This window comes from Paraburkholderia sp. BR10954 (assembly GCF_040965775.1).
GTDB classification, from domain to species: Bacteria; Pseudomonadota; Gammaproteobacteria; order Burkholderiales; family Burkholderiaceae; genus Paraburkholderia; species Paraburkholderia youngii.
Map to the genome: position 1 here is coordinate 77,260 of NZ_JBFRCK010000015.1, position 24,138 is coordinate 101,397.

22 protein-coding genes are annotated in these 24,138 nt (G+C 65.0%); 7 read left to right on the plus strand and 15 right to left on the minus strand.

The annotated features are described in order from the left end of the window. Window positions 1-223 precede the first annotated feature (223 nt). From AB4Y34_RS21230 to AB4Y34_RS21240, 3 genes are all read right to left on the minus strand, one after another. Window positions 224-1,114 carry a transglutaminase family protein gene (locus AB4Y34_RS21230; RefSeq protein ID WP_176384870.1) on the minus strand — a complete coding sequence of 297 codons (891 nt, stop codon included), beginning with the start codon at window positions 1,112-1,114 and terminating at the stop codon, window positions 224-226. After that, window positions 1,111-3,702, minus strand: coding sequence for a circularly permuted type 2 ATP-grasp protein (locus AB4Y34_RS21235; protein ID WP_368717124.1), 2,592 nt, complete (start codon window positions 3,700-3,702; stop codon window positions 1,111-1,113). The genes AB4Y34_RS21230 and AB4Y34_RS21235 overlap by 4 nt, the downstream gene beginning before the upstream one ends. A gap of 68 nt (window positions 3,703-3,770) precedes the next feature. Beyond that, a complete protein-coding gene (locus tag AB4Y34_RS21240) occupies window positions 3,771-7,256 on the minus strand; it encodes a DUF2126 domain-containing protein (protein WP_368717125.1) in 3,486 nt (1,161 codons plus the stop codon). Window positions 7,257-7,541: 285 nt separating this feature from the next. Between AB4Y34_RS21240 and AB4Y34_RS21245 the strand changes: the two genes are divergently transcribed. Beyond that, complete coding sequence (locus AB4Y34_RS21245) at window positions 7,542-8,642, plus strand: putative zinc-binding metallopeptidase (protein WP_368717126.1); 1,101 nt, start codon at window positions 7,542-7,544, stop codon at window positions 8,640-8,642. 54 nt (window positions 8,643-8,696) lie between these two features. Here AB4Y34_RS21245 and AB4Y34_RS21250 read toward each other — a convergent pair whose 3' ends face one another. The 3 genes from AB4Y34_RS21250 to phaP all read right to left on the minus strand — a co-directional run bounded on the left by AB4Y34_RS21250 (window position 8,697) and on the right by phaP (window position 11,304). Further along, window positions 8,697-9,989, minus strand: a complete 1,293-nt coding sequence (locus AB4Y34_RS21250) for a DUF3443 domain-containing protein (RefSeq protein WP_368717127.1) — start codon at window positions 9,987-9,989, stop codon at window positions 8,697-8,699. A gap of 10 nt (window positions 9,990-9,999) precedes the next feature. After that, entirely contained in the window at window positions 10,000-10,458 is a 459-nt protein-coding gene (locus tag AB4Y34_RS21255) for a DUF2844 domain-containing protein (RefSeq protein ID WP_368717128.1), read from the minus strand. Window positions 10,459-10,875: 417 nt separating this feature from the next. Further along, window positions 10,876-11,304, minus strand: a complete 429-nt coding sequence (phaP, locus tag AB4Y34_RS21260; protein WP_368717129.1) for a TIGR01841 family phasin — start codon at window positions 11,302-11,304, stop codon at window positions 10,876-10,878. A 344-nt stretch (window positions 11,305-11,648) separates the two neighbouring features. Here phaP and AB4Y34_RS21265 point away from each other — a divergent pair, with 344 nt between their 5' ends. Both AB4Y34_RS21265 and AB4Y34_RS21270 read left to right on the plus strand, forming a co-directional pair. Beyond that, window positions 11,649-12,101 carry a hypothetical protein gene (locus tag AB4Y34_RS21265; protein ID WP_368717130.1) on the plus strand — a complete coding sequence of 151 codons (453 nt, stop codon included), beginning with the start codon at window positions 11,649-11,651 and terminating at the stop codon, window positions 12,099-12,101. 645 nt (window positions 12,102-12,746) lie between these two features. Then, on the plus strand, window positions 12,747-13,538 hold the full coding sequence (locus AB4Y34_RS21270) for a DUF4410 domain-containing protein (RefSeq protein WP_368717131.1): 792 nt from the start codon (window positions 12,747-12,749) through the stop codon (window positions 13,536-13,538). Between the two features lie 96 nt (window positions 13,539-13,634). Here AB4Y34_RS21270 and AB4Y34_RS21275 read toward each other — a convergent pair whose 3' ends face one another. From AB4Y34_RS21275 to AB4Y34_RS21300, 6 genes are all read right to left on the minus strand, one after another. Then, the gene (locus AB4Y34_RS21275) at window positions 13,635-14,066 is read right to left on the minus strand and encodes a response regulator (protein WP_176106654.1); all 432 of its coding nucleotides are present in this window, start codon (window positions 14,064-14,066) and stop codon (window positions 13,635-13,637) included. 372 nt (window positions 14,067-14,438) lie between these two features. Further along, the gene (locus AB4Y34_RS21280) at window positions 14,439-14,618 is read right to left on the minus strand and encodes a hypothetical protein (RefSeq protein ID WP_368717132.1); all 180 of its coding nucleotides are present in this window, start codon (window positions 14,616-14,618) and stop codon (window positions 14,439-14,441) included. A gap of 62 nt (window positions 14,619-14,680) precedes the next feature. Continuing rightward, window positions 14,681-15,178, minus strand: coding sequence for a universal stress protein (locus tag AB4Y34_RS21285; protein ID WP_368717133.1), 498 nt, complete (start codon window positions 15,176-15,178; stop codon window positions 14,681-14,683). Window positions 15,179-15,292: 114 nt separating this feature from the next. Next, window positions 15,293-15,751: a CBS domain-containing protein gene (locus tag AB4Y34_RS21290; protein WP_368717134.1), complete on the minus strand. Its 459-nt coding sequence runs from the start codon at window positions 15,749-15,751 to the stop codon at window positions 15,293-15,295. Window positions 15,752-15,808: 57 nt separating this feature from the next. Beyond that, window positions 15,809-16,150, minus strand: coding sequence for a hypothetical protein (locus AB4Y34_RS21295; RefSeq protein WP_368717135.1), 342 nt, complete (start codon window positions 16,148-16,150; stop codon window positions 15,809-15,811). An 18-nt stretch (window positions 16,151-16,168) separates the two neighbouring features. After that, on the minus strand, window positions 16,169-16,486 hold the full coding sequence (locus AB4Y34_RS21300; protein ID WP_368717136.1) for a DUF1840 domain-containing protein: 318 nt from the start codon (window positions 16,484-16,486) through the stop codon (window positions 16,169-16,171). A 299-nt stretch (window positions 16,487-16,785) separates the two neighbouring features. On the opposite strand from AB4Y34_RS21300, the gene AB4Y34_RS21305 reads away from it, so the two are divergent. The 3 genes from AB4Y34_RS21305 (at window position 16,786) to AB4Y34_RS21315 (ending at window position 20,287) form a co-directional block, all read left to right on the plus strand. Next, the gene (locus AB4Y34_RS21305; protein WP_368717137.1) at window positions 16,786-17,952 is read left to right on the plus strand and encodes an HPP family protein; all 1,167 of its coding nucleotides are present in this window, start codon (window positions 16,786-16,788) and stop codon (window positions 17,950-17,952) included. A gap of 116 nt (window positions 17,953-18,068) precedes the next feature. After that, window positions 18,069-18,485 carry a MarR family winged helix-turn-helix transcriptional regulator gene (locus AB4Y34_RS21310; RefSeq protein WP_176384891.1) on the plus strand — a complete coding sequence of 139 codons (417 nt, stop codon included), beginning with the start codon at window positions 18,069-18,071 and terminating at the stop codon, window positions 18,483-18,485. A gap of 2 nt (window positions 18,486-18,487) precedes the next feature. Further along, window positions 18,488-20,287: a chloride channel protein gene (locus AB4Y34_RS21315; protein ID WP_368717138.1), complete on the plus strand. Its 1,800-nt coding sequence runs from the start codon at window positions 18,488-18,490 to the stop codon at window positions 20,285-20,287. Window positions 20,288-20,353: 66 nt separating this feature from the next. Here AB4Y34_RS21315 and AB4Y34_RS21320 read toward each other — a convergent pair whose 3' ends face one another. After that, window positions 20,354-20,755 carry a hypothetical protein gene (locus tag AB4Y34_RS21320; protein ID WP_368717139.1) on the minus strand — a complete coding sequence of 134 codons (402 nt, stop codon included), beginning with the start codon at window positions 20,753-20,755 and terminating at the stop codon, window positions 20,354-20,356. A 127-nt stretch (window positions 20,756-20,882) separates the two neighbouring features. Further along, on the minus strand, window positions 20,883-21,785 hold the full coding sequence (locus AB4Y34_RS21325) for a glutamate/aspartate ABC transporter substrate-binding protein (protein WP_368717140.1): 903 nt from the start codon (window positions 21,783-21,785) through the stop codon (window positions 20,883-20,885). Window positions 21,786-22,046: 261 nt separating this feature from the next. On the opposite strand from AB4Y34_RS21325, the gene AB4Y34_RS21330 reads away from it, so the two are divergent. Continuing rightward, entirely contained in the window at window positions 22,047-22,670 is a 624-nt protein-coding gene (locus AB4Y34_RS21330) for a LysE family translocator (RefSeq protein ID WP_368717141.1), read from the plus strand. A 21-nt stretch (window positions 22,671-22,691) separates the two neighbouring features. On the opposite strand, the gene AB4Y34_RS21335 is transcribed toward AB4Y34_RS21330, so the two are convergent. Then, window positions 22,692-24,107, minus strand: coding sequence for a PLP-dependent aminotransferase family protein (locus tag AB4Y34_RS21335; protein WP_368598121.1), 1,416 nt, complete (start codon window positions 24,105-24,107; stop codon window positions 22,692-22,694). Window positions 24,108-24,138 lie beyond the last annotated feature (31 nt).

Below are 24,138 nucleotides of genomic sequence, written 5' to 3' on the forward strand. Positions count from 1 at the left end.
GGTAAGTCGCGGAGGTCTCGCAGCGGCGTCGGGAGCGTGCAGTATGTAGGCGTTCGTATCATGCGCCGCCTGAGGATTCGCCGGCGGCGAGGTCGACGTGCAGCCGGCAGCGAAAACGAGAAATGCTGCGAAGCAAAGAGACTTCATGAGCGGGCGAACTCCGGCGACGTTTTCTCCATTATGGCCGAACTCAGTCGAATACCCGCAACGAGCCGCGCCCGCTTCACAAAGCCAGCACCGTCACGCCAACTTCCATCCGATGCGCGCCGCCGCCGAGAATCGTCCCGCGCAACAACGACACATCGCTGTAATCGCGCCCGATCGCGAGCGTCACATGATCGAGGTCGGCGAGCACGTCATTGGTCGGATCGAGATCGATCCAGCCGCTGGCCGGACAATGCACCGACACCCACGCGTGCGAAGCATCCGCGCCAATCAGACGCGGATGGCCTGGCGGCGGATCGTTGCGCAGATAGCCGCTGACGTAGCGCGCGGGCAAACCGAGCGAGCGCAGGCAGCCGATCATCACCTGCGCGAAATCCTGGCACACGCCGCTCTTCAGTTCGAATGCGCGTTCGGCCGGCGTATCGAAAAGCGTCGCCGACGGCTTGTACGCGAAGTCCTCGTGAATGCGATGCATCAGATCGATCGCACCTACAACGAGCGGCCGGCCGGGCGTGAAGCTCGGCAACGCATAGGCGCGCAAAGAAGGTCGCAGCGCGATATTGGGCGACGCGAAACAATACTCCGCCTCTGGACGGAACGCGCCGCCCACGCGAAACCGTAGCGCCTCGGCCACCGTCTCCCAAGGCGGGGTGGCCTCGGCGTCGAGGTCGGTCCAGCGCGGCGTCAGCGCAACCGTGGTCTCGCTGACGAGTTGCAGACGCTCGTGCGGTGTATCGAGCGCGAAATACAGCACGTCGTTGCCGAACGCGTCGATGCGGCTATGCCGATACGACGGTTCCGGCTCGATCTGCTCGCTGCGCGAGATCACGCGCTGCCACGGACACGCGAGCGGTCGGATCGTCGCCAGATGCTGCGCGGTTTCGACATACGTCGAGTAATGGTAGGTAGTGCGATGCGAAACCGACAGCACCGTCGACGCGTGCTTCATACCCACACCTGCGAGGCGACCGTGGTCGCGTGACTGAAATAGCGCGCGCTGATTTCATGCGCGGCCGCATTGGCGAAGCCGCCGATCTGATCGCACAGCGCAATCAGCTTGCCATACGAGCCGTGTTCGTCGACCTCGCACAGCGATCCGAGCGACGGCAGCATTTCGACCGGCGGCAGCAACTCCGCGAACGGCCGATGCCGCACGCTGCCCGCCGCGACGGCGATCTCGCCGAGCTTGTTGCGCAGCCGTTCGTACACGCCATAAATGCCGCGCGGATTGTGCGGTTCGATCACGAGCAGATCGAGCAGCGCGGGCACTTCGAAACGCCCCGGGTACAGCGAGCGATACGTGAGCGTGCTGTCGAACATTTGCAGCAGCAGATCGAAGCCGGCCGGCGTCGCGAGCTGGCCATTCGCGGCGACGCCGCGCATGAACGCGGCCATCGTCGCGACGCGTTCGATATGACGCCCGACGAACAGCAGCCGCCATGCTTCATCGCGCGTCATGCGGTCGCCCTGCGCGCCGCTGATCGCCGATAGCTGCACCGACAGATGTTCGAGCGCGTTCGCGAGCGTCACGCGATCGTAGCGATCGAACGCACTGCCGCTGCTCGCGGCGCCCGCGCCGCCGTTGCCTGCGCCCACGGCAGGCAGCAACACCTGCAACGCATCCTGAAAGTCGTTGCGCGCCGCGAGGATCATGCGCCAATGATCGTTCGACAACCGCCCGCGCACCTCGCCGTTCGCGCGCGCCTGGCAGTTGAGGTTCTGGCTGATGCTGACACTGCCCGCGCTCTCGCCGAGATTCGCGACGAGCGCGCGCTCGAAGGTCTGCGGCGAGGCCGGCCCGTGCGGCGACGCCAGGTCGCCCGGCTGCACGAGGCCGCACCATGTCGCGAGTTCGACCAGCGTCGCGAACATCGCATCGGCGTCGTTGCCTTCGAGCGAGCCGAGAATCAGCCGCAGCAACCGCACATTGTTTTCCGCGCGCTCGCCGTAGCGGCCCGCCCAGAACAGGTTCTCGGCGGCGCGGCTCGATACTGTGCGATGCTTGCGCGTGAGGTCGGCGGGCTGCATCGGCGAAGGCAGCAGCGTGAACGTAGAGCTTGGCTGGCTCGACAGCACCCAGGTATCGACGCTGCTGCCGCCATGCTGCATCGATACCGTGGTCTGACGCTCGGCGGCCATGCGGGTGAAGCCGCCCGGCATCACGTGCCAGCCGCCGTCGACGTCGGCGATCGCATAGACTCGCAGCACGGACGGTCGCCCGCCGATCGTGCCCTCCTCGTAGCGCGGCGTGCAGGAAAAGCGCTGCTCCTGCTGGATCGTGAACGCGTCGGGCAACTCGTCGATGCGCTCGCGCCATGCCGCGAGCGGCTGTCGGCCCCGTTCGATGCCGGGCGGCGCATCGCGTCCCGCGAGCGGCCAGGTCGGCACGATCAACGCGTCGTCGAGATGCGCGAACGCATGCTCGCGCGCGGCCTGTTCGCCGCACCACCAGGTCGGCACGCCGGGCAGCAGCAGCTCTTCGCCGAGCAACGCTTCGGCGATACCGGGCATGAAACCGTGCAACGCCGGCGACTCGGCGAACCCCGAGCCCGGCACGTTCGACACGATCACGTTGCCCGCGCGCATCACCTGCAACAGCCCGGGCACACCGATCGTCGAATCGGCGCGCAGCTCGACCGGGTCGCAGAACGCGTCGTCGAGACGGCGCAGCACGACGTGCACGCGTTCGAGGCCTGCCAGGGTCTTCAGATAGAGCCGGTCGCCGCGCACGGTCAGATCCTTGCCTTCGACCAGCGTGACGCCGAGATAGCGCGCGAGAAACACATGCTCGAAATAGGTTTCGCTGTACGGCCCCGGCGTGAGCAGCGCGATATGCGGTGAAGCGTCGGCGCTTTCCTCGTCGCGCATCGTCGCTTGCGCGGCCTGCACGAGCGTCGCGATCAGTTGCGAATAGAGCGGCGCAAGCCGGCTCACGCGCAGCGAGCGGAACGGCTCGGCGAGCAGCGTCGACACGATCAGGCGGTTTTCGAGCGCGTAGCCGAGACCGGACGGCGCCTCGGTGCGATGCGCGATCACGCTCCACTCGCCGCCCGGCGTGCGCGCGAGATCGAGCGCGACGACCTGCAGATACTGGCCACCGGCCGGCGTGAAGCCCTTCACCGAACGCAGATAGCCGGGATGGCCGAACACCAGCGCGGGCGGCAGTTGCCCATGTTCGAGCAGCGTCCGCGGTCCGTAGATATCGGCGACGATCGCGTTGAGCAGACGCGCGCGCTGCGCGACGCCGCGCTCGAGCTGCGCCCACTCGGCCTCGCTGATCAGGAACGGCAGCAGATCGAGCGCCCAGGGCCGCGACTTGCCGTTGTCCGCGTAGACGTTGTAGCTGATGTCGTTATCGCGGATCTGCCGAGCGATCGACGCGTGATGATCCGCGAGTCGCGCCACCCCGTCCTCGTCGAGCAGCGCGAAGAACTGCCGCCACGGCTCGCGCAGCGCGCCCGACGCGTCGCGCAGCTCGTCCCAATGTCCGTCATGACCCGGCAGCAACCGCAACAGGGACGAAGCGTCCGCCGGCATCGCGGACGCTTCGAAGGGCAAGGTCGATTGAAAGGCCAAGGTCGTGTGGTGTCAGCGATGCGTGTTGTTCAACTGTGGCGCAGATCGAGCGTGAATGGAAACTCGAGGCTGCGTTGCGGTCGGCCCACGGCGAGCGGTCCCGGCGTATGACCCGACGCGAAGAAACGCGCGCGTCGCCGGCTTTCCGCCTCGTAGGCGTTGACCGGGAAGGTCTGATAGTTGCGCCCGCCCGGATGAGCGACATGATACTGGCATCCGCCGAGTGAGCGGCCGCTCCAGGTGTCGACGAGGTCGAACGTGAGCGGCGCGTGCACGCCGATCGTCGGATGCAGCGCCGACGATTGCGCCCAAGCGCGAAAACGCACGCCGGCCACGTACTCGCTGACGCGGCCGGTCGGCTGCAGCGGCACCGGCACGCCGTTGACGCTCAGTATGTGACGATCGCCGTTCAACCCGAGCGCGCGCACTTCGAGCCGCTCGACCGACGAATCGACATAGCGCACCGTGCCGCCGGCGGAGCCCTCCTCGCCCATCACGTGCCACGGTTCGAGCGCGTTGCGGATCGTCAGGTCGATGCCGCTCAGCGTCATCTCGCCGACGAGCGGAAAGCGGAATTCGAAGTGCGGCGCGAACCACGCGCTATCTAAGGCGAAGCCCGCTTCGCCGAGGTCAGCGAGCACGTCGTCGAAATCCATCTTTACGAAGGTGCCGAGCAGGAAGCGGTCGTGCAGCTCGGTGCCCCAGCGCGTGAGCCGCCGCGTGTACGGCATGCGCCAAAATCGCGCGACGAGGGCGCGCAGCAGCAATTGCTGCACCAGACTCATGCGCGCGTGCGGCGGCATCTCGAAGCCGCGCAGCTCCAGCAGACCGAGGCGGCCTGCGGGTCCGTCGGGCGAATACAGCTTGTCGATGCAGAACTCGGCGCGGTGCGTGTTGCCGGTCACGTCGATCAGGATGTTGCGCAGCGCGCGATCGATCATCCACGGCGGCAGGTTGCCGCTGTCGCGGCCGCCGAGCAGATCGACCTGCCGTTGCAGCTCGGCGAACGCGATTTCGAGTTCGTAGACCTGGTCGTTGCGCGCTTCGTCGACGCGCGGTGCCTGGCTCGTCGGTCCGATGAACAGCCCCGAAAACAGATACGACAGCGACGGATGGTTGTGCCAGTACGCGATCAGGCTCGCGAGCAGGTCGGGCCGCCGCAGGAACGGGCTGTCGGCCGGCGTCGCGCCGCCGAGCACGAAGTGATTGCCGCCGCCGGTGCCGGAGTGGCGCCCGTCGAGCATGAACTTCTCGCTGCTCAGATAGCTGTGCGCGGCCGACTGATACAGGTACTCGGTGTGATCGACGAGCTCGTCCCAGTTCGCGGCCGGATGAATGTTGACTTCAATCACGCCGGGGTCCGGCGTCACCTGCAGCACCTTCAGGCGCGGATCGCGCGGCGGCGGATAGCCTTCGAGCACGATCTGCATCTTCAGCTCCTCGGCCGTCGCTTCGACCGCGGCAAGCAGGTCGAGATAGTCGTCGAGCTCGGTCAGCGGCGGCATGAATACGTGCAGCAGCGTGCGGCCGCTGCCGAAGGAATCGGCTTCGGCTTTCGGGCCGGCCGCGCGCTTCGGGTCGCGTGCCTCGACGCACACCGCGGTGCGCAGCGTGTCCTTCGACGATTCGCCACGCGCCGGCAGCGCTTCGTCATGGCGCGGCGGCGCATACGCGAGCACGCCGCCTTGCGGCATGCCGCTCAGCAGATCGGCCGCCGACAGCGACAGCGCGGCCGCCTGCCGCCCGCTGATCTGTTCCTCGGCGATCTGCCGGCTCTCGCGCCCGCCTTCGTACTGCACGCGCAACTGCGCAGCCGTGCGCAACGGCTGCGGCGGCGCGAACGGATCGTGCGCGTGCTGATACGGATAGTCGGTCTTCGACACCCACGGCAGCGAATCGAGCGGCAGCCGGTAGCCCATCGGTGAATCGCCGGGGATCAGATACATCCGTTCGTCGCGGAAGAACCAGCGGCCCGTGATCCACTTCGCCGCGATGCCCGGCGCGCCGCGCTCGCGGCCGAGCGGCAACACGTAGCCGGCCGGACTCGCGAGCCCGGCGTCGAACACGCGGCGCAGCCGCACGCGTTCGAGTTCGTCGTCGAGGCGCGCGTCGAATGGATCGACGTTGACCGGCAGGCGACGCTCGCGCCACAGATAGTACCAGGTGTCCTCGTAGCCGGGCTGGATGCAGTCCTCGTCGAGCGACAGCTTCGCCGCCAGATGCGCGATGAACCGTTGCGCGTCGCCGGCCGTGTAGCGGCCAGGCTCCCGTTCATCGGCGAACAAGGCCGGGTTGCGCCAGCATGGCTCGCCGTCGGCGCGCCAGTACAGGGACATCGCCCAGCGCGGAAGTTGCTCGCCCGGATACCACTTGCCCTGGCCGATATGCAGGAAGCCGTTCGCGCCGTAGCGCTCGCGCAGCCGGTCCATCAGCGCGACCGCGTAGCCGCGCTTGGTGGGTCCAAGCGCGTCGGTGTTCCACTCGGCGGCATCGCGATCGCGCACCGACACGAAGGTCGGCTCGCCGCCCATCGTCAGTCGCACATCCATGTCGGCGAGTTCATAGTCGACCCGCGCGCCCATCTTCAGCACGTCGTGCCAAGCGGCTTCGCTGTACGGCTTCGTGACGCGCGGCGACTCCAGCACGCGTTCGATCGACATCGTGTGTCCGAATTCGACCTCACATTCGTCGACCGCGCCCGAGATCGGCGCCGCGCTGCCCGGCTCCGGCGTGCAGGCAACCGGAATATGGCCTTCGCCGGCGAGCAGCCCCGAGGTCGGATCGAGCCCGATCCAGCCCGCGCCCGGCAGATAGACCTCGCACCACGCGTGCAGGTCGGTGAAGTCGACCTCGGTGCCGCTCGGGCCGTCGATCGATTTGACGTCGGGCGCGAGCTGCAGCAGATAGCCGGACACGAAGCGCGCCGCGAAGCCCAGTTGCCGCAACGTCTCGACGAGCAGCCAGCCCGTATCGCGGCACGAGCCCGACGCGTTGACCAAGGTTTCCTCGGGCGACTGAACGCCCGGCTCCATCCGGATCAGATAGCGAATTTCGCGTTGCAACCGCTGGTTCAGCGCCACCAGGAAGTTCGCGGTGCCGGCCGGCGTGCGGTCGATGCTCGCGACGAACTCGGCGAAGCGCGGCGTCATCGGCCGTTTCACGCAGTAGGGCGCGAGTTCGGCTGCGAGTTCCGGCGCGTAGTCGAACGGAAACCGCTCGGCCGATGGTTCCAGAAAAAAGTCGAACGGGTTGTAGACGGCCATCTCGGCGACCAGATCGACGCTCACCTTGAACTCGCGCGTCTGCTCGGGGAACACCAGCCGCGCCTGATAGTTCGCGAACGCGTCCTGCTGCCAGTTGGTGAAGTGCCTCGCGGGTTCGACGCGCATCGAGTACGACAGGATCGGCGTACGGCAATGCGGCGCGGGCCGCAGCCTCACCACTTGGGGCGACAGCGTAACCAGTCTGTCGTAGCGGTAATGAGTAACGTGATGCAAGGCGACGCGTATGGACACTCCGGACTCCTCGACGAAAGGTGCAGCCCGCCAAAAAAGCAAGCTCTATGCCGTTGCTGGTCAAACTCGTGTGAATCGTTTGGTGTTGCCTGAATTGCGTGTGCGTTTTGCGTATGTGTTGTCTTGCCGTTGGGCTACGTCGGACCGTGCACCAAAGCGGCGCACCACCGATGCACGATCATGACCGTACTGTGCGTTAAAGCGGTGACGTCTGGCAATCGCGGCATGAAGATTGCGATCGTTCGTCACCGCAACCGACATCGCACTGATCAAAAGGCCGGCCCGATGAAAACCTTCCACTGCAATCGCTGCGCGCAACTGCTGTTCTACGAGAATGTCCGCTGCGAGCGCTGCGAGTCGCTGCTCGGCTATCTCCCCGAACTGCGCGAAATCAGCGCGTTCGATGACGCCGGCGACGGCCGCTGGCGCAGCCTGCATCCGGAGGCGAACGGCGCGCTGTTCCGGCAATGCCACAACTACGCGGTCGAAAACGTCTGCAACTGGATGATCCCCGCCGACTCGCCCGATACGCTGTGCCGCGCCTGTCAGTTGACTCGCACGATTCCGAACCTGAGCGAACCGGAAAACCGGCTCTACTGGTACCGGCTCGAAGTCGCGAAACGGCGCCTGCTGTACACACTGGGCGAACTTGGCCTCGATGTGCAATCGCGCGACGCGGACCCCGAGCGCGGTCTCGCCTTCGAATTTCTCGCCGACGGCGGCGATGGCGAGCCGGTGATGACCGGTCACGACAACGGGCTGATCACGCTGAACATCGCCGAGGCCGACGACGCGCATCGCGAGAAAGTGCGCACTGCGATGGGCGAGCCGTACCGCACGCTGCTCGGCCACTTCCGCCACGAGACCGGCCACTACTTCTTCAGCCAGCTGATCGAAAACGAGCCGCGCTGGCTCGAACCGTTTCGCAAGCTGTTCGGCGACGAGCAGGCCGACTACGGCGAAGCGCTGAACGACTACTATCGCGACGGTGCGCCGGCCGACTGGCAGGCGTCGTACATCAGCGCGTACGCAACGATGCATCCGTGGGAAGACTGGGCGGAGACGTGGGCGCATTATCTGCTGATCGTCGATGTGCTCGATACCTCGACATCGTACGGACTCGCGCTGCTGCCCGACGATCCGAGCGAGCCGACGCTGACCGACCGCACGCCGGTCGAGGATGCGAGCTTCGGCAATCTGATGAAGCGCTGGTTTCCACTCACGTACGCGCTGAACAGCCTGAACCGCAGTCTGGGCATGCCCGACGGCTATCCGTTCACGCTCGCGGCGCCGGTGGTCGACAAGCTGCGCTTCGTGCATCGCGTGATCGCGGCGGCGGGCGGCAAGCGCGACAACCGGAGCGACCGCGAGCACATGAGCGCATAAAAGAGCCCGCTGTCGGATCAACCGGCAGCGGGCTTTCATCACACGGTCATCGCTTCAGTACGCCACATAAGGCCCCTTCCCACCCGGCGTCGACTGCTGCTCGATCGCCGCATAGACGTTGCGGCCATAAAAGAACGGCAGCCCCCAATCGAACACCGTCGATGTCACGAACGCCGGTCCCGCGAGCAGCGGCAATGCCGAGTCGCCGCTATAAGTCTGCGCGATCGACATCGCATTGCCGACGTTGAACGTCACCGCGCTCGTCGTGCCGTTCACGCCTTCGATCATCGCGCTCAACTGCTGCGTCGAGCTCGGGCAGTAATACGCGCTGTTCGGGCTCGCGCAGGCCGGCATCGAGGTGGTCTGAAAGAAGAGTCCCGTCGAGCCGCTGTCCACAATGCTGCGCGTGTACGTGGTGCCGTTCTGCACCGTCGTGAACGTGCCGTTCGACGGACTCACGCCGATAACCTGCGCCGCGCCGAGCGCATTGTTGCCCTGCGTGCCGATGCCGAACACGAGTTTCCCCGACACCGATGGCGCACCGCCCGACACGGTCGGCAGACTGAGCACCGAGCCGTTGTTGTCGGTCGCGAAGTACGGCACCGGATTGGCGACCTGATACGTTTCCGCGAGCGGTATCGACGTGCAGTTGGTACCACTGCAACCGTAGTAGGTCGCGGGAATCGCCTGCTGCACGCAGCTCGCGCCGCAGTCGTGCTTGAACACGCCGATGCCGAGAATGCCGTTCGCCTGCAAGCTGGCCGGCGTATTGCGCGGCGCGCCGACGGCCGCGCAATCGCTTGGCAGCGATGCGTAGCCGGGATCGATCAGCTGGATCGGCAGCGACGCGGCTTTCTCGCCGGCGATCTGCACATCGGCGAGCTTCACCGCGCCCCACGTATAGCCGTCGAAGAACTGCATGCATTCGGCGACGGAATTGCCCGCGCCGTCCTTCTGCTGCGGCAGGCTCATCGACGCGGGCAGTTGCGATGCGAACACGCGCACGCCCCACGAGCCGGTATCGACGAGCACGTGATCGATCGTCTGGCAATTACCGGTGCCGGGCGCGCAGATCGTGATGCTGACGAACGGCATGTTCGGCACGTTGCTGATGCCCGAGTCGACCGTCACGCGCACCGCGTTGGCGGCCAGCACCTGCGGCGACGGCGACGTATTGGTCACGGTCGAACCCGATGAGCCGGTCGAACTCCCGGACGTGCTCGAATTGGCCGTGGTGCTCGCGCTGCCGCCACCACCACCGCCGCCGCCGCACGCGCTCAACAGCAGCGCCAGAACCACGACGGGCGCCGCGCCCAGCCGAGTCATCCACGATGACCTGGATCGCATGTTCGCTCCGTTATTGAATGACGCTGACGTCGACGCCGGCGGGCACCGCCTGCGGCAGATACGCGTAGCCGGCGAAGGCGCGCAGATGGCCGCTCGAGAACACGACGAGATCGCTGTTCGACACCGCGAGCGGCACGCCGCGACGCGTCGCGCTGGCGGCGACGTACGCGTCGAACGATGCGCCGAGCATCGCCTTCAGATCGGGCAGCGTCGGGCCATCCCACGCGACGCCGAACACGATGCCGTTGGCCGCCACGAATTCGCGCACGTGGGTGCCGGACGGCAGCGTCAGCGCGTGCACCGAATAGGCGCCCTGTGCGCTGGCCGCATGAGCGACTGCGTGCAGGCGCGTCTGATCGGCGTCGACGGTGCTGGCGTTCTGGCCGAGCGTCGCGTGCGCGGCGAACGGCAACGCGCAGCATGCCCCGAACACTGCGCAGGCAATGCGGGTAACAAGCTTCGGATTCAAAAGATTTCCTTCCCAGATGAAAACGCGAAACGAGGGGCGCACACCTGACCGGCTAGGCCGGGCTGCTTCACGCCGGTTGGGCTGCGTGAATGCGTCTACGGAAAGGCGGGGCGAAACTTTAAGTCAGGGGAATGGCGCGCGGCAATCGTTTGCTGCGCGATTCGAGCCTTTGGAGGCTGCTGGATCGTTCGACTACGTTCGATCAGTGCGGACAAAGTCTTTTGGCGACAATGCCTTGGTTTCCTTCTGATATTTAGAAGCAGCAGGCTGCGGAAATTTCGGTCGTCACGCGTAGAAGCTGTGAACGAGGGCAGCGTTTTTTTATCGATGTAAGCGTCTACCGAATAACGGGCAAAAAAATCGCGGAAGGCTTGACGGCCCTCCGCGACATAGATGGTTCGGAACTCGCGGCGTGCGCTACTTCTTCTTCTGCTGCTCAAGAAGCGACTTCAGTTCCTGCACATTCTCCTCTACGCGTTTCGCGATCACCGCATACGACTCCGCCTGCGTCTGATACGCGGCTTGCGCGAGCTGCTGCATATCGGCGAGCGATTTGTGCAGGCTCTGCTGGATCAGCTCCGCGGTTTTGCTCGACGGCGCGGCGCCAGCCGCGGTGAGTTGCGCAGTCAGTGCCTGCAACTCGCCCAGCGTGCTGCGCAGCATCTCGGCCTGTTTCTGCGCGAGCGACTGCATCCCCTGGAATGCTGTCTGATTCGCTTGAACCAGCGCTTCCATGTCCTTGCGGCGTGCTTCCATGATGGCGGGTACGTCGAAGCCGGGGAGCTTGAACTGTTCCAGCATTTTGGTCAGATCGCCAAACGGATTGGCTGCATCGGGTCGGTCCATGCGAAATCCTCCTTGCGGTTGAAGACTCATCGCCTCTGCGCCGCCCGCACCAGGCGCGACGCCGATGCCGGCGGCTGCGTGTGCCGCGCGTGCCGCCACGGCGACGTGCTTTTGGGGGTCGCACGGCACATCGCAGCAATCATGCGCTATCCGGCTGCGTTGCGCCAGCGGCGCTCACCCTGACGCAAATTCGTGCGCGGTGACGCGCGTCGCGTCGCGCGTGCTTCGAAAGGCTCGGAAAGTTACTGAATGGCTTTCGTAACCCGGCGGATCAGCGCGTCGACTATCGTTGCGAGGAGCCGGTCCATCGTGGCGCCGGCGCTGTTTTCGCTGGGAGCGACATCATGAGAAAAGCAATCCTCAGCGCGGCCGTGGCCGCGGTTCTTGGCATCATCGCGACGAACGCGCTTGCCGACGACGGCATGCCACCGCCCCCGCCCGCCGCGATGCACGACGGCGGTCCGCGCGGCGACGGGCCGCCGGGGCATGGTCCGATGATGGGTCATCCGAGTCCAGCTTTCGCGGTGATCAACGATCTCGAACAACTGCGCCGTCTGTATGCGCTGAGCGGCCGTCAAGGCGAGATCGTCGCGGTCTACCACGACGTGTTGAACAAGACCCAGGACCCGATGCTGCGCCACTACGTGTACGACTCGCTGGCGCGCGAGCAGCTGAAGCCCGCCAATCCCGAGCAAGCTATTGCGACACTGCGCACGAGTCTCGCCGAAGATCTCGCTGCGGTGAACAAGGCGCCGCATGGCACGCCGCCGGGTCTGCCAGCCGCGCAAGCGCAATAAATCTTCGTCGCGAATTGCGAATGGAGCGCCGCGCCACGCGGCGCTTTTTTGCGCCGAAGCATGCGAGCGCAATCGAGCGATCGGTGCTTCGCCGCCTCTCGCCGATGGGTGGAAGCGCTCCCGCAGCCCCGCTACGCGCGGCGTGCGGGACTTCGTTGCCTGTCCCACATTGGCGCTTCACTGACGCTTTTCATCTTCCGTCAGGTGATTACGATAGGAGCTCCGCAACGTCAGGACAGGGTGAAGGAATGCGCTATCCAATGGACATGGCCATTGCCGCCGCCCTGCTCGTGTTCGTGCTTTGCTGCATCGTCAAGCTCGCTTTGAACTGATCGGCGGCCCGACGTCCGCGCCTTCTCTCTTCTTCATCCCGCTCCCCGCCTTTTCGTGTCGCGCGTCGCCGCGGCTCCCCGCGCGTCGCGCCTTCATGTCGCCGTGACATCGCTCGAAATAATTGTTGAATGGAGTTCGGCGGGCCGCTCGCCCATACTTCGTTCGCTGCCGGTGCGTGACGAATCACAGACGCATGAGATCGAAAGGCTTCACGTGCGAATCCCTTCGCCGATGATCGACGATCCCACGGTTGCCCGATCATCGGCGATGGACTCGAACCCACTGGCACCGCGTGCCGACGACAGGATCATCATGTTGACTTCAGTGAACTTCATCAAAAAGAACGCCGCCCGTTTCACCTGCATGGCACTCGTGTGCGGCAGCGCGCTGCTGAGCGGCTGCGCCGGCGCCAGCGTCACGAATCTGAGCGCGACGAGCACGTCCGCGACGGCCGGCGCAGGCACGCAGTCGACGGTGCATCCTGACACGATCTACGTGTACACGTTCGATGCCGATCCGCAGCAGGTCAAGCTCGATAACAGTGGCATGCTGCAGAAACTGAAGACGCAGATGTCGGGTTCGTCGGACGCGCAGAAGCAGGTTGCCGATGCCACCAAGGTGCGCGAGCAGGTCGCCGACGAGATCGTCCATCAGCTGCAGGCGATGGGTCTGCACGCGGTGCGCACCGACGCGCCGGTGCCCGCCGGCCAGAACGTGCTGCTCGTGCAAGGCAGTTTCGAGACGATTGACGCCGGCAATCGCCGCCGCCGCACGCTGATCGGGCTCGGCGCGGGCAAGAGCGAGGTGAGCAGCGCGGTGCAGATCGTCTACCAACCCGCTGTGGGCGCGCCGCGCGTCGTGCAGAGCTTCACGGCCAACGCGGACAGCGGCAAGATGCCGGGCATGGTCGAAACCGCCGGGGTCGGCGCGGCGGCCGGCACCGTCGCGACCGCGGCAGCGGCCGGCGCGGGCCTGCACGGCGTGACCGAAACGAAGCGCGCGGGCGTGTCGGACGATGCAAAGCGCCTAGCCGATGCGGTCGCGAAACAGATCGCGCAGTTCGGTGTCGAAGCCGGCTGGATGCCGGCCGCGCGGAAGGGCTGAGCGGTTCAGCGCGGCGGGTTGCGCGCCCGACTGAAAAGCGCGGTTGACAAGCCCGGCGGTGTGGAGCCGCGTTTTTTATCGGCGCGAGCGCCGTCTTCATCCGCGCCACAGCCCTCGCAACAATGCGAGCAGCGCGGCAGGCGCGGTGCCCTTCTGGCAATAGCCGTCGAAATTGTGACGCTCGCGGCCGGTTTCCCTCACATGATCTTCGTCCAGCGACGTGAACGCGACGATGCCAAGGCTGTGCGTCGGCAGATAGCGGCGCAGCGCGCTCGCCGTTTCGTACCCGTCGCGCTCCGGCATCATGATGTCGAGTACGACGACGTCGGGAACCCAGTTGCGCACGCAGCGCAGCGCCGCCGTGCAGCCGGTCGCGGCGCGCGCCTCGACGCCCTCGTAGGACAGCCAGGTGGCAAGCGCTTCGGCGGCGCTCTCGTTGTCGTCGACGACGAGCACGCGCGGCACGTCGTGCAATAGCTGGACCTCTCGGGCGCTCCATCTCTGGCAGGTAGTCGAATTTCGTGACATGTATGGCGGCCTGCGGTTAAACCTTTGGGCGGGTAGCAAACGCTGTACCGTCCTCGCGGTGCCGTCAAACCCGCGCATCACGGCGTCATGACGCCATCAGAAACACCCACTTTTGCCATCTGTCCGGTAAATCGTCGCAGTTCTTCCGCAGTTCTTTTGCAGTTCTTCAACAAGAACGATTCGCATTTGAACGATAATCGGGCCGGACTTTTCGTTCCTCGCGCGGACCGTACCTGACCGGGGGCGCGCCGCGTGCGTTCCTGTTGTCGTTCAGCACCGACTTGCGATCGTCTGACGCGATGTCGGTCGCCTGTGCCGGGCGACTCGCATGTATGACTAAAACGCTGCCAGGCTTTCGCGCCTGGCAGCGCTTTAGCATTTACGCGCGAATTGAACGGCGTGGCACCGCCCCGCGTCACTCGACCGGCGGCTCGCCTTCGGGTTTCTTCTTCGGCCGCTGCGCATCGGCGGCGCGCTGCGGCAGCTTGCTCTTTCGTTATCGCTGTGCTTGACGGGCTGGGGATGATTGAACCGTTCGTCGACGACTTTCATGGTGTGCCTCCGTGCCAACGCAACGCAACCCAACTCTCAACTCAACACAAACAACGCAACGCTCATGAATGTTCGGCGGACCGCTCGGTCTCGCCCGTGCCTGCGACTGCGGCCGGCGCAGCGACTGCCGCGCCCATCGTCACCAGCACACTGCATGTCACGCGATCGAGCAGCAGTCCGTCGTGCCGGCCACCCCACCATCGCGCGAGTCCGTGACTGCGGCGATGACCGACGACGACCAGATCGACCTTCAGATCGTTAGCGAAAAACGGAATCTCGTCGAGTGGTTCACCGATCGCGAGATGACCGGTCGCGCGAATTCCGCGCGCGGCGAGTTTCTGCAAGCCCTCGTTGAGCAGCGCTTTGGCGGATTCGTTGATGAAATCGACCGGCACCGCGGACGTGATGTCCGCGCCCTGCATCCACGCCGTATTGTTGAGCACGGAAAGCAGGTGCACTTCCGCGTTCAGGTCTTGCGCTAGAGCGGCACCGTCCTTCAATGCGTGTTGTCCTTCGCGTGTTCCGTCGTAACAGAGAAGAATGCGCCTGAAGCTCGACATGGGAACCTCCTTGCGCCGCGCGGCAAGTCATCAATTAATTATATGTCAGTTCGTGACATATACCGCGCGACACCGATACATGCAAATACCTACAGAAACGCCGTTAAGCAGGCACTATTCGCGAGATTCGGTGGCCACCGAATCCCTGCCCTGGAATAGCGAAATGCGCCGGAACCGTTCCCGCTCGCGTTCCTCGTTGAAGATCGACAGCGAGGGTTTGACAAGATCGTGGCGTGACACGATGCCGATCAGCCGATAGCTGGATGTGTCGGCGACGACCGGCACGCGATCGAGCGAACGCGCGGCCAGACGCGCGGCAACGTGCCGGCAGGTCTCTTCCGGCAACGCGATGTCGAGCCGCTCGTTCGGGAAGTTCGCATCGCTTGCGCACAGCTCGCCCACCGTCGCCGTCGCGCGGCCCTCGTCGAGCGCCGCGCTCAGCATCCGCCGATCGGCCATGCCGACTAGCCGCCCCGCCTGCACCACGGGGTACGCGCGATGAATCTGCGTCGAGCCGAAGTATGGTCGGATCGAGATAGGGAATGGGTGTGCCGTCGTAACAGCATCGCGCACGCATTAGCCGTACCTGAATGCATGCGGTTGCTCGCCGCGGCGATCAGGAACGCCCCGCTATGACTCCGGCCACAGAAAGAAAACATGCGCAGCGTTTGCCGCGGGATCGACGGGCAAACCATGGCTGTGCGACCCAGCGGTCCATGCCTCGTGCGGCGAACCGTCCGGCCATTTCACGAGCACCACCGCTCCGCTGGACAACTGGTCGACAACGGTGCCGCCATACACGCCGATCACGCTGCTTCGCACCTCGGTGTCGCGCGACGCGGCGCATGGGTCGCGCATCGGCTGCTGGTATCGGCCGGTTTCCTGCTCAGGTGAGAACGCATGGGCAAGCGTAACGGCGCAAACCGAAATAAGGAGGATTGCGAAGCGTCGACGCGACGTCAATCGTTTCATCGCGATTCCCTCGACGAACTACAGCCCCCAGATGATGTCGGCGTCCGAGTCACGCGCCGCACGCATCATGTCCAGAAACGGCCACGCGCGCTGCGACAGCCGGTTGCGCGACTCGCGTTGATTACTCGTTGAACAGTGCAATGCTTCGAGGGTCGTTTCCGCGGCCGCGTCTTCGGTGATGGCGGCTTCGAGACGATCGATCGCGTGGACCAGCTCGTCGTGGCTGATAACGCCCCGCTCGCTGAGCCGCTTGCCGATCAGTCCTAGCAGATATTGCGCGAGATCCCTCAGCATGACGACATCCGGCGACGCCGTCGATTGAAATGTGATCATCATGATGGCTCCCTATCCATCTATCAGGCAACCAGCCAACGAGCGCTCCCGATCGGTCTACATCATTTTATATCACAACGTGATAAACAAGAACGTGCGGATCGGTGATTTGGGGCCAGGCTGAAGGAGGTCGGGCGCGCGCTCGACTGTCTGCGATATGCGACAGATTTCGCGCGCCGCGCAGGGGCTGGAGAACTTTTTATATCACATTGAAATATAATCATGACCAGACTGTATTCGCGTTGCCAGGGTTTCCCCGGTAATGTCGGGCCCGGCATCTTCGACTACTTTCCGCTCCTATCTTGTCCCGCTCTCCTGCTCTCGGCTGGCTTGCCAGCTTTCTCCCCGCCCCGGTCACCGTGAAATGGCACGAGCGTGCGCGTTCGTGCCTCGGCGCGCTGCTCGGCATCGCGTTCACCGGCGGTCTGATGTATCTGCTGCTCGGTCCCGCCGCAAACATTCCGCTGCTGGTCGCGCCGATGGGCGCCTCGGCCGTGCTGCTGTTCGCGGTGCCCGCGAGCCCGCTCGCGCAGCCGTGGTCGATCATCGGCGGCAACCTCGTGTCCGCGACGGTCGGCGTCACCTGCGCGATGCTGATCGGCGATCCGACGCTGGCGGCCGCCCTCGCGGTGGCGCTGTCGATCTCCGGCATGTTCGCGCTACGCTGCGTGCACCCGCCGTCGGGCGCGGTCGCGTTGACGGCGGTGCTGGGCGGCCCGGTCATTCATGCGCTCGGCTACCGCTTCGTGCTCGAACCGATCACGATCCAGTCGGCCGCGTTGCTGTTCGCGGCGCTTGTCTATCACGCGGCAACCGGCCACCGCTACCCGCATGCGGGACGCCAGGACCGCGCGACGCCGAACCAGGCCGCCGACGAAGCCGCGCGCGTCGGCTTCACCCGCGACGACGTCAAAGCCGTGCTTCGACGCCGTGACGAAATGCTCGACATCGGCACGGACGACCTCTATTCGTTGCTGCGCGAAACGCAGCTACAGGCCTTCTCGCGCAGCTTCGACGAACTGCGCTGCGAAGACGTGATGTCGCGCCATGTCGTGTCGGTGTCGCCGGGCACGCGCGCCGCCGCCGCATGGGAGCTGTTCAGGCGCCACAACGTGAAGGCGCTGCCGGTCGTCGATGTGAAGCAGAAGCTGCTCGGCATCGTCACGCGCGCCGATTTCGTCGACAGGAAAAGCTTCGGCGCGCTCGGTCCGATCCTGAACTACTTCGACGGCTGGCTGCGCGGCGATGCGCTTCGCACGTCGAACGTCGGCAGCTTGATGACCACCGACGTGTGCACCGTCGGCGCCTCCGATCCGATCACGGAACTCGTGCCGATGTTCGCGAACTACGGGCACCACCACGTGCCGGTGCTCGATCGCGGGGGGCGCGTGGTCGGTATGATCACGCAGGTGGACCTGATCTCCGGCCTGTACCGGCAGACCGCCACCCAAGCCCGCAAGGCGGCCTGATTTTCAGTTAAAAGAGCAAGGAGACCTGCCGCGCGACGCCGTTGCCACGGCCGCAATCCACCCAAATACGTCATGTCGTGATATATTTTCCGTTTCTTCACATCGGCGGATATCCTATGAAAGTACGGACTCGCAAGCTCGTCAAAAGCGATTTCGAGCAGTTGTCGGAGTTTCGCTATCAGATGCGGCGCTTCGAGCGCTTCTCGGAGCAGGCCGCGCAGAACGAGGGCATCACGCCGTTGCAATACCTGTTGTTGCTGCATATCAAGGGCTATCCCGAGCGCGACTGGGCGACCGTCGGCGAACTCGCGGAGCGTCTGCAGGCGCAACATCACGGCGTCGTCGCACTGGTATCGCGCTGCGAGGCACTGAGTCTCGTGCGCCGCCAGGTCAGCGAAACCGATCGTCGCCAGGTTGAAGTACACATCGAAAAAGCGGGAGAACGGGTACTCGAGCGGCTCGCGGAACTGCATCGCGCCGAATTGAGATCGCTCGAAGGCTCCTTCCAGATTCCTCGGATCGACCTCGACTAACCATGAGCATGGATTCCCACAAGCGCGATTTCGCGGCGAATGCGCGACTGCCCGGCATTTTCGCGCTCGCCGCGTGCATCGGCCTCGTCAGTACGTTTGCCGCTGTTGTTCTGCTGAACCTGATTCACCTGTTCACCAACCTGTTTTTCTTCGGCACGCTGTCGTTCGTCGACCGCTCGCCCGCCGCCAATACGCTCGGCATCTGGGTGATCGGCGTGCCGGTGATCGGCGGTTTGATCGTCGGCCTGATGGCGCGCTTCGGCTCCGAAAAAATTCGTGGTCACGGCATTCCCGAGGCGATCGAAGCGATCCTGTTCGGCAAGAGCAAGATGTCGCCGAAAGTGGCCGTGCTCAAGCCGTTGTCGTCGGGCATCGTGATCGGCAGCGGCGGGCCGTTCGGCGCGGAAGGCCCGATCATCATGACCGGCGGCGCGCTCGGCTCGCTGATCGCGCAGTGCGTGAAGCTCACGTCGGCGGAGCGCAAGACGCTGCTCGTGGCCGGCGCCGCGGCCGGCATGACCGCGGTGTTCGGCACGCCGCTCGCGGCCGTGCTGCTCGCGGTCGAGCTGCTGCTGTTCGAATGGCGCCCTCGCAGCTTCCTGCCGGTCGCGGTGGCTTGCGCGGTCGCCGGCTTCGCTCGCGCGATTTTCTTCGGTACAGGTCCGCTGTTTCCGCTGCAGACCGCCGCGCCCGATGGCTGGTCCCTGCTGTCGTGCGCGGTCGCTGGCGTGTTGTCGGGCGCGCTTGCGTCCGGCCTGTCCGCCGCGCTCTACAAAGTGGAAGACCTGTTCGGCAAGCTGCCGATCCACTGGATGTGGTGGCCCGCGCTAGGCGGCATCGTCGTCGGCATTGGCGGCTGGCTCGAACCGCGCGCGCTCGGCGTCGGTTACGACGTGATCGGCGATTTGCTGCATCAGCATATTGCGGTGCAGGTCGCGCTTTTGCTGCTCACCGTGAAGGCTGTGATGTGGGTCATCGCGCTCGGCTCGGGCACGTCCGGCGGCGTGCTCGCACCGCTGCTGATGCTCGGCGCCGGACTCGGCACGGTGCTCGCGCACTGGCTGCCGGGCAGCGAGCCGGGGCTGTGGCCGCTCGTCTGCATGGCCGCGACGCTTGGCGCCACGCTCGGCGCGCCGCTCACGGCCATCGTGTTCGCGTTCGGCCTCACGCACGACGCCAACGCGCTGCTGCCTCTGCTGACCGCAACGCTGATCGCGCACGGCTTCTCCACGGTGGTGATGCGGCGCTCGATCATGACCGAGAAAATCGCGCGACGCGGTTATCACATCTATCGCGAGTACGGCGTCGATCCGCTCGAGCGCCACTATGTCGACGAAGTGATGACCGCCTCGGTCGAATCGGTCGATGCCGCCACGACGGTCGGCGCAACGCTGCAGACGCTGTTCGGCGCGAACCAGCTGCGCCGCGCGTATCCGGTGGTGCGCGACGGCGCGGTGATCGGCGTGGCCGACCGCCCGTTGCTCGAACGCTTCTGCGCCGAGGACACGGAGCGCAAGCGCGCGATGACCCTCGCCGACGTGTTCGCGCAGCACAACACCGCATTCGCGTTGTCATCCGAGACCTGCCGGCTCGTGGCGACGCGGCTCGCAGTGCTAGGGCTCGAACGCCTGCCGGTGGTCGCCGATGGCAACAGCATGCGTCTGATCGGAATCGTGTCGCGCAGCGATCTGATCAAGCCGTCGCTCGCTCACTTCGAAGAGGAACACAAACGCGAGCGGTTCCGTCGTATCGGGCCGTCGCTCGTCAAGCGGCGCTTCGCGCCGGTTCGTAAAACCAGCTAAAAGACCGCTGCAATAGTCAAAGGCCGAGCCCCGCGAGGGCCTCGGCCTTTTTATTCGCGCATGCAGCTATTTGCCCGCGCCGCGCGACTCGACGCAACCCAGCACGAGCCTGTCGCCCGATTTCGCGCCCGGACCCAGCGCCGCGGTGTGAAAGTCCGCGTGGTCGCAATGCCATTCGGCGTGGAAGTCGCGCGGGCATGCCAGCGTCGTGCCGCCTTTGTGCAGGCCGGGCAGCGGGTAATCGCAGGTTTCCCGTCCGTTGCAATGACGCTCGAGCTCGCGAGTCAGGTTGCCGCGCGGCGCGCCGCAATTCCCGCCATAGGTGCCCGATACGATCGTGATCGCGCGCATGGGCGCGTCGGCGTTGGCAGACACCATGAATACACCGCTTGCTAGCGCCAGCACGGCAAGAAGGATTCCACTGAGGAAAATCCGTCCGCGCGGTGAAGTGTCCATCGGCTTCTTCACTTTTCGCCTCCGTTCCCGCTACAGGCGACGCTGAACCGAAACACGCCGCCCATAGCCAGGTATAGAGGAAAGAGCCAAACGCTGCCACGCAAAAACCCATGCCTACAGGCAATCGCGGCAAAATCCGTTATTCGAGCGCCTTGTCGTTCGGCTGCGCGTAAAGCTGCTTCAGCGAATCGCTCATCGGAAAGTCGAAGCTGATGTTCTTCGGCGGCACCGGCTTGACGAACCAACGGTCGTACATCGTGTGGATTTCGGGTCCTTTCATCACCTGTTCGAGCGTGTCGTCGACGAGCTTTCTGAACTCGGGATCGTCGCGGCGCAACATGAAGCCATACGCTTCCGACGATTGCGGCGTGCCGGTGATGACCCAGTCCGACGGCTTGGCGGTCAGCGTGCGCGTGCCGGCCAGCAGGACGTCATCCATCATGTACGCGACGGCACGGCCGCTTTCGAGCGTGAGGCGCCCTTCGCCGTAATCCTTCGCGCTGATGATCTGCATGTTCATCTTCTTGTCTTCGTTCATCTTGCGCAGGATGCGCTCGGACGTCGTGCCTTGGTTGGTCACCACCGTCTTGCCCGCGAGATCCGGGAAGTCCTTGATGCCGGAGTCCTTGCGCGTCAGAAGACGTGTCGTCGCGACGAAGAACGTGTCGCCGAAGCTCACCTGGCTCTGGCGCGCGGCGAGATTGGTCGTCACGCCGCATTCGAGATCGACCGTGCCGTTCTGTACGAGCGGGATGCGATTCTGCGAGGTCACCGGGATGAAGCGAATCTTGAGGTCCGGACGCTTCGTTTTCGTCTTCACCGCATCGATGATCTTGTTGCACAGGTCCTGCGAAAAGCCGATCACTTCGTTGTTCGCATCGACGTAGGAAAACGGCACCGAGGTCTCGCGATGGCCAATCGCGATCACGCCGCTTTGCTGGATCTTCGCGAGCGTGGACGTCGTGTCCTGCGCGAACGCGGCAGTACTCACCGACGTTGCCGCCATGAGCACGGCAACAGCGGACCAATTCATCACTTTCATAGGTATCTCCGAGCGTTCTGCAGGTTCCTGATGGATGGCGGGCTGCTGTGCCAGCCGTCTACATATGTTGCCATTAAAAAAATACTTGCAACATATGTTAACTACCGAGTGTGGACACGCCGCGCGACGGCGTTTTCCGCTCATCAAGTCATCATAGATCCGTACCGGACACCCTTTTCAAAACCGTACAGGTACTGTACCGGGACCTATCGCTAGAATGAGCTTCACCGTTTCTGTTGGCGACACCGGAGCCCATCCCCCATGTCTTTCGTCACTCTCAGCGCGCTGCCCGCCGGCATTCTGTTCGCGCTCGTCACCTCGATCACGCCCGGTCCGAACAACACGATGCTGCTCGCATCGGGCGTCAATTTCGGCTTTCGCCGCACGCTGCCGCATCTGTCCGGCATCAGCGTCGGCGTGGTGCTGTTGATGTTGTCGGTCGGCGTGGGCCTCGGCGAAGCGTTCGTGCACTTTCCCGTGCTGTACACGATGCTCGAAGTCGTCAGCGTCGCTTATCTGCTGTATCTCGCGTGGAAAATCGGCACGTCGGGCGAGCTGAAGCTCAGGAACGGCGAACGGCGCCCGATGCGCTTTCATGAAGCAATCGCGTTTCAGTGGGTCAATCCGAAGGCGTGGATGATGGTGCTGACCGCCGCGACGACGATTCATCTGAGCAACAGCTTCGGCATGAACGCCGTTGCAATGGCCGCGGTGTTCTATGTGATCGGCTTTCCGTGCATCTGCGTGTGGGCTGGTTTCGGCACGGCGATGCGCGAGGTGCTGTCGAACCAGAAACGGCTGCGCATCTTCAACGTCGCGATGGCGCTGCTGCTCGTGGGATCGCTGTATCCGATCGCGCTGAAGCTGTTCGGGCACGGCGGCTGAGCGTCCGACGCGCCGCCGCGTCTACCATGCCCCCTGCCCGACCCTCTCGATGAAGCGCCACAACGCGTCGTCGGTCGAATACGGCGCGTTAAAGCGGAACCACGCGCTCGGCGCGTCGTCGGGACGGAAGTAGGAGCCCGGCGCGAGCCAGATGCCGTGCGCGAGCGCGGCGGTCGCGACCTCGGCGGCGTGCTCCGCTTCGATCGGCAGACGCGCCAGCATAAAGAGCCCCGCGCGCGGCCGATGAAACACCTCGAGCCCGAGCGCGTCGAGCCGTTCTTCGAGTGCCACGTGCGCGAGCTTCAGCCGCTCGTTGACCATCTCGACGTGGCGCGCGTAACGACCTTCCACCAGCACCTTGTCGACGATCCGCTCGATCGTTTCCGACGACGTCAGTCCCACCGCCATCTTCGTGCGCGCGAGCTCGCGCAGCACCGCCTGCTCGGCCACCACGTAGCCGCAGCGCAGCGAGGGCGTCACCGTCTTCGAAAAGCCGCCGACGTGCAACACGCGCTGCAAGCCCTCCATCGCCGCCAGTAGCGGCGCGCCGGCCGGCGCGAGTTCGCGGCTCACGTCGTCCTCGATCACCCAGATGCGTTCGCGCTCGGCGATCTGCAGCAAGCGGAACGCGGCCGACATGCCGAAGGTCGCGCCGGTCGGATTCTGCAGCGTGGTGTTGACGAAGATCGCCTTCGGCTTGTGCCGCGCGACCAGCGTTTCGAGAACCTCAGTATCGACGCCGGCCGGCGTGCGCGGCACGCCATGCACGACCAGCCCGGCGAGCTTCAGGATCTGCAGCAGGTTGCAGTAGCCGGGGTCCTCGACGATGACCGCATCGCCTGCGCGCAGCAGCGTGCGCACGATCAGATCGAGTCCCTGCGTCGCGCCCTGCGTGAGCAGCACGTTCGCGACGTCGACCGGCAGCCCGCGCCGATCGAGTTGTTCGGCGATGCGCTCGCGCAGCGGCGCGAAGCCGTACGGATGGCCGTAGTCGCCGAGACGCGCGGCCGGCACCCGGCTCAGCGCACGCAGCGAGTGCTGCAGGCCGCTCTCGTTGGTCCATTCGCTCGGCAGCCAGCCGCAGCCCGCCTTGATCGGCACCGAGTGATCGGCGAACACGTCGGACAGCAGCCATGTCGCGGTCAGGCTCGGCGGCGTCCAATCGGCGACAGCCGCGCGCGCGGACGGCGAGCGCGCCGCCACCCGATAGCCGGAGCCGCGCCGCGCGACCACCAGCCCCATCGACACGAGCCGGTTGTACGCCTCGGTCACCGTGAAGGTGCTCAGCGCGTGGCTTTGCGCAAGCTGCCGCACCGACGGCAGCAGCGCGCCGGCGCGCAGCGATTGCGCGTCGATCGCGCGCGCGAAGCCTTGCACAACCTGTTCGACGAGCGTCGGCGCCGCACGCCGGTCGCGTTGAAGGTCCAGTTCGATCATGTTTTGGGCGAAAAACCAGGAAAAAAGACCA

Coding starts and splice junctions, on each gene's coding strand:
- AB4Y34_RS21230 (WP_176384870.1), bottom strand. CDS start 1,114: ATGAAGCACGCGTCGACGGTGCTGTCGGTTTCGCATCGCACTACCTAC.
- AB4Y34_RS21235 (WP_368717124.1), bottom strand. CDS start 3,702: ATGCCGGCGGACGCTTCGTCCCTGTTGCGGTTGCTGCCGGGTCATGAC.
- AB4Y34_RS21245 (WP_368717126.1), top strand. CDS start 7,542: ATGAAAACCTTCCACTGCAATCGCTGCGCGCAACTGCTGTTCTACGAG.
- AB4Y34_RS21250 (WP_368717127.1), bottom strand. CDS start 9,989: ATGCGATCCAGGTCATCGTGGATGACTCGGCTGGGCGCGGCGCCCGTC.
- phaP (WP_368717129.1), bottom strand. CDS start 11,304: ATGGACCGACCCGATGCAGCCAATCCGTTTGGCGATCTGACCAAAATG.
- AB4Y34_RS21265 (WP_368717130.1), top strand. CDS start 11,649: ATGAGAAAAGCAATCCTCAGCGCGGCCGTGGCCGCGGTTCTTGGCATC.
- AB4Y34_RS21270 (WP_368717131.1), top strand. CDS start 12,747: ATGTTGACTTCAGTGAACTTCATCAAAAAGAACGCCGCCCGTTTCACC.
- AB4Y34_RS21275 (WP_176106654.1), bottom strand. CDS start 14,066: ATGTCACGAAATTCGACTACCTGCCAGAGATGGAGCGCCCGAGAGGTC.
- AB4Y34_RS21280 (WP_368717132.1), bottom strand. CDS start 14,618: ATGAAAGTCGTCGACGAACGGTTCAATCATCCCCAGCCCGTCAAGCAC.
- AB4Y34_RS21285 (WP_368717133.1), bottom strand. CDS start 15,178: ATGTCGAGCTTCAGGCGCATTCTTCTCTGTTACGACGGAACACGCGAA.
- AB4Y34_RS21295 (WP_368717135.1), bottom strand. CDS start 16,150: ATGAAACGATTGACGTCGCGTCGACGCTTCGCAATCCTCCTTATTTCG.
- AB4Y34_RS21300 (WP_368717136.1), bottom strand. CDS start 16,486: ATGATGATCACATTTCAATCGACGGCGTCGCCGGATGTCGTCATGCTG.
- AB4Y34_RS21310 (WP_176384891.1), top strand. CDS start 18,069: ATGAAAGTACGGACTCGCAAGCTCGTCAAAAGCGATTTCGAGCAGTTG.
- AB4Y34_RS21315 (WP_368717138.1), top strand. CDS start 18,488: ATGAGCATGGATTCCCACAAGCGCGATTTCGCGGCGAATGCGCGACTG.
- AB4Y34_RS21325 (WP_368717140.1), bottom strand. CDS start 21,785: ATGAAAGTGATGAATTGGTCCGCTGTTGCCGTGCTCATGGCGGCAACG.
- AB4Y34_RS21330 (WP_368717141.1), top strand. CDS start 22,047: ATGTCTTTCGTCACTCTCAGCGCGCTGCCCGCCGGCATTCTGTTCGCG.
- AB4Y34_RS21335 (WP_368598121.1), bottom strand. CDS start 24,107: ATGATCGAACTGGACCTTCAACGCGACCGGCGTGCGGCGCCGACGCTC.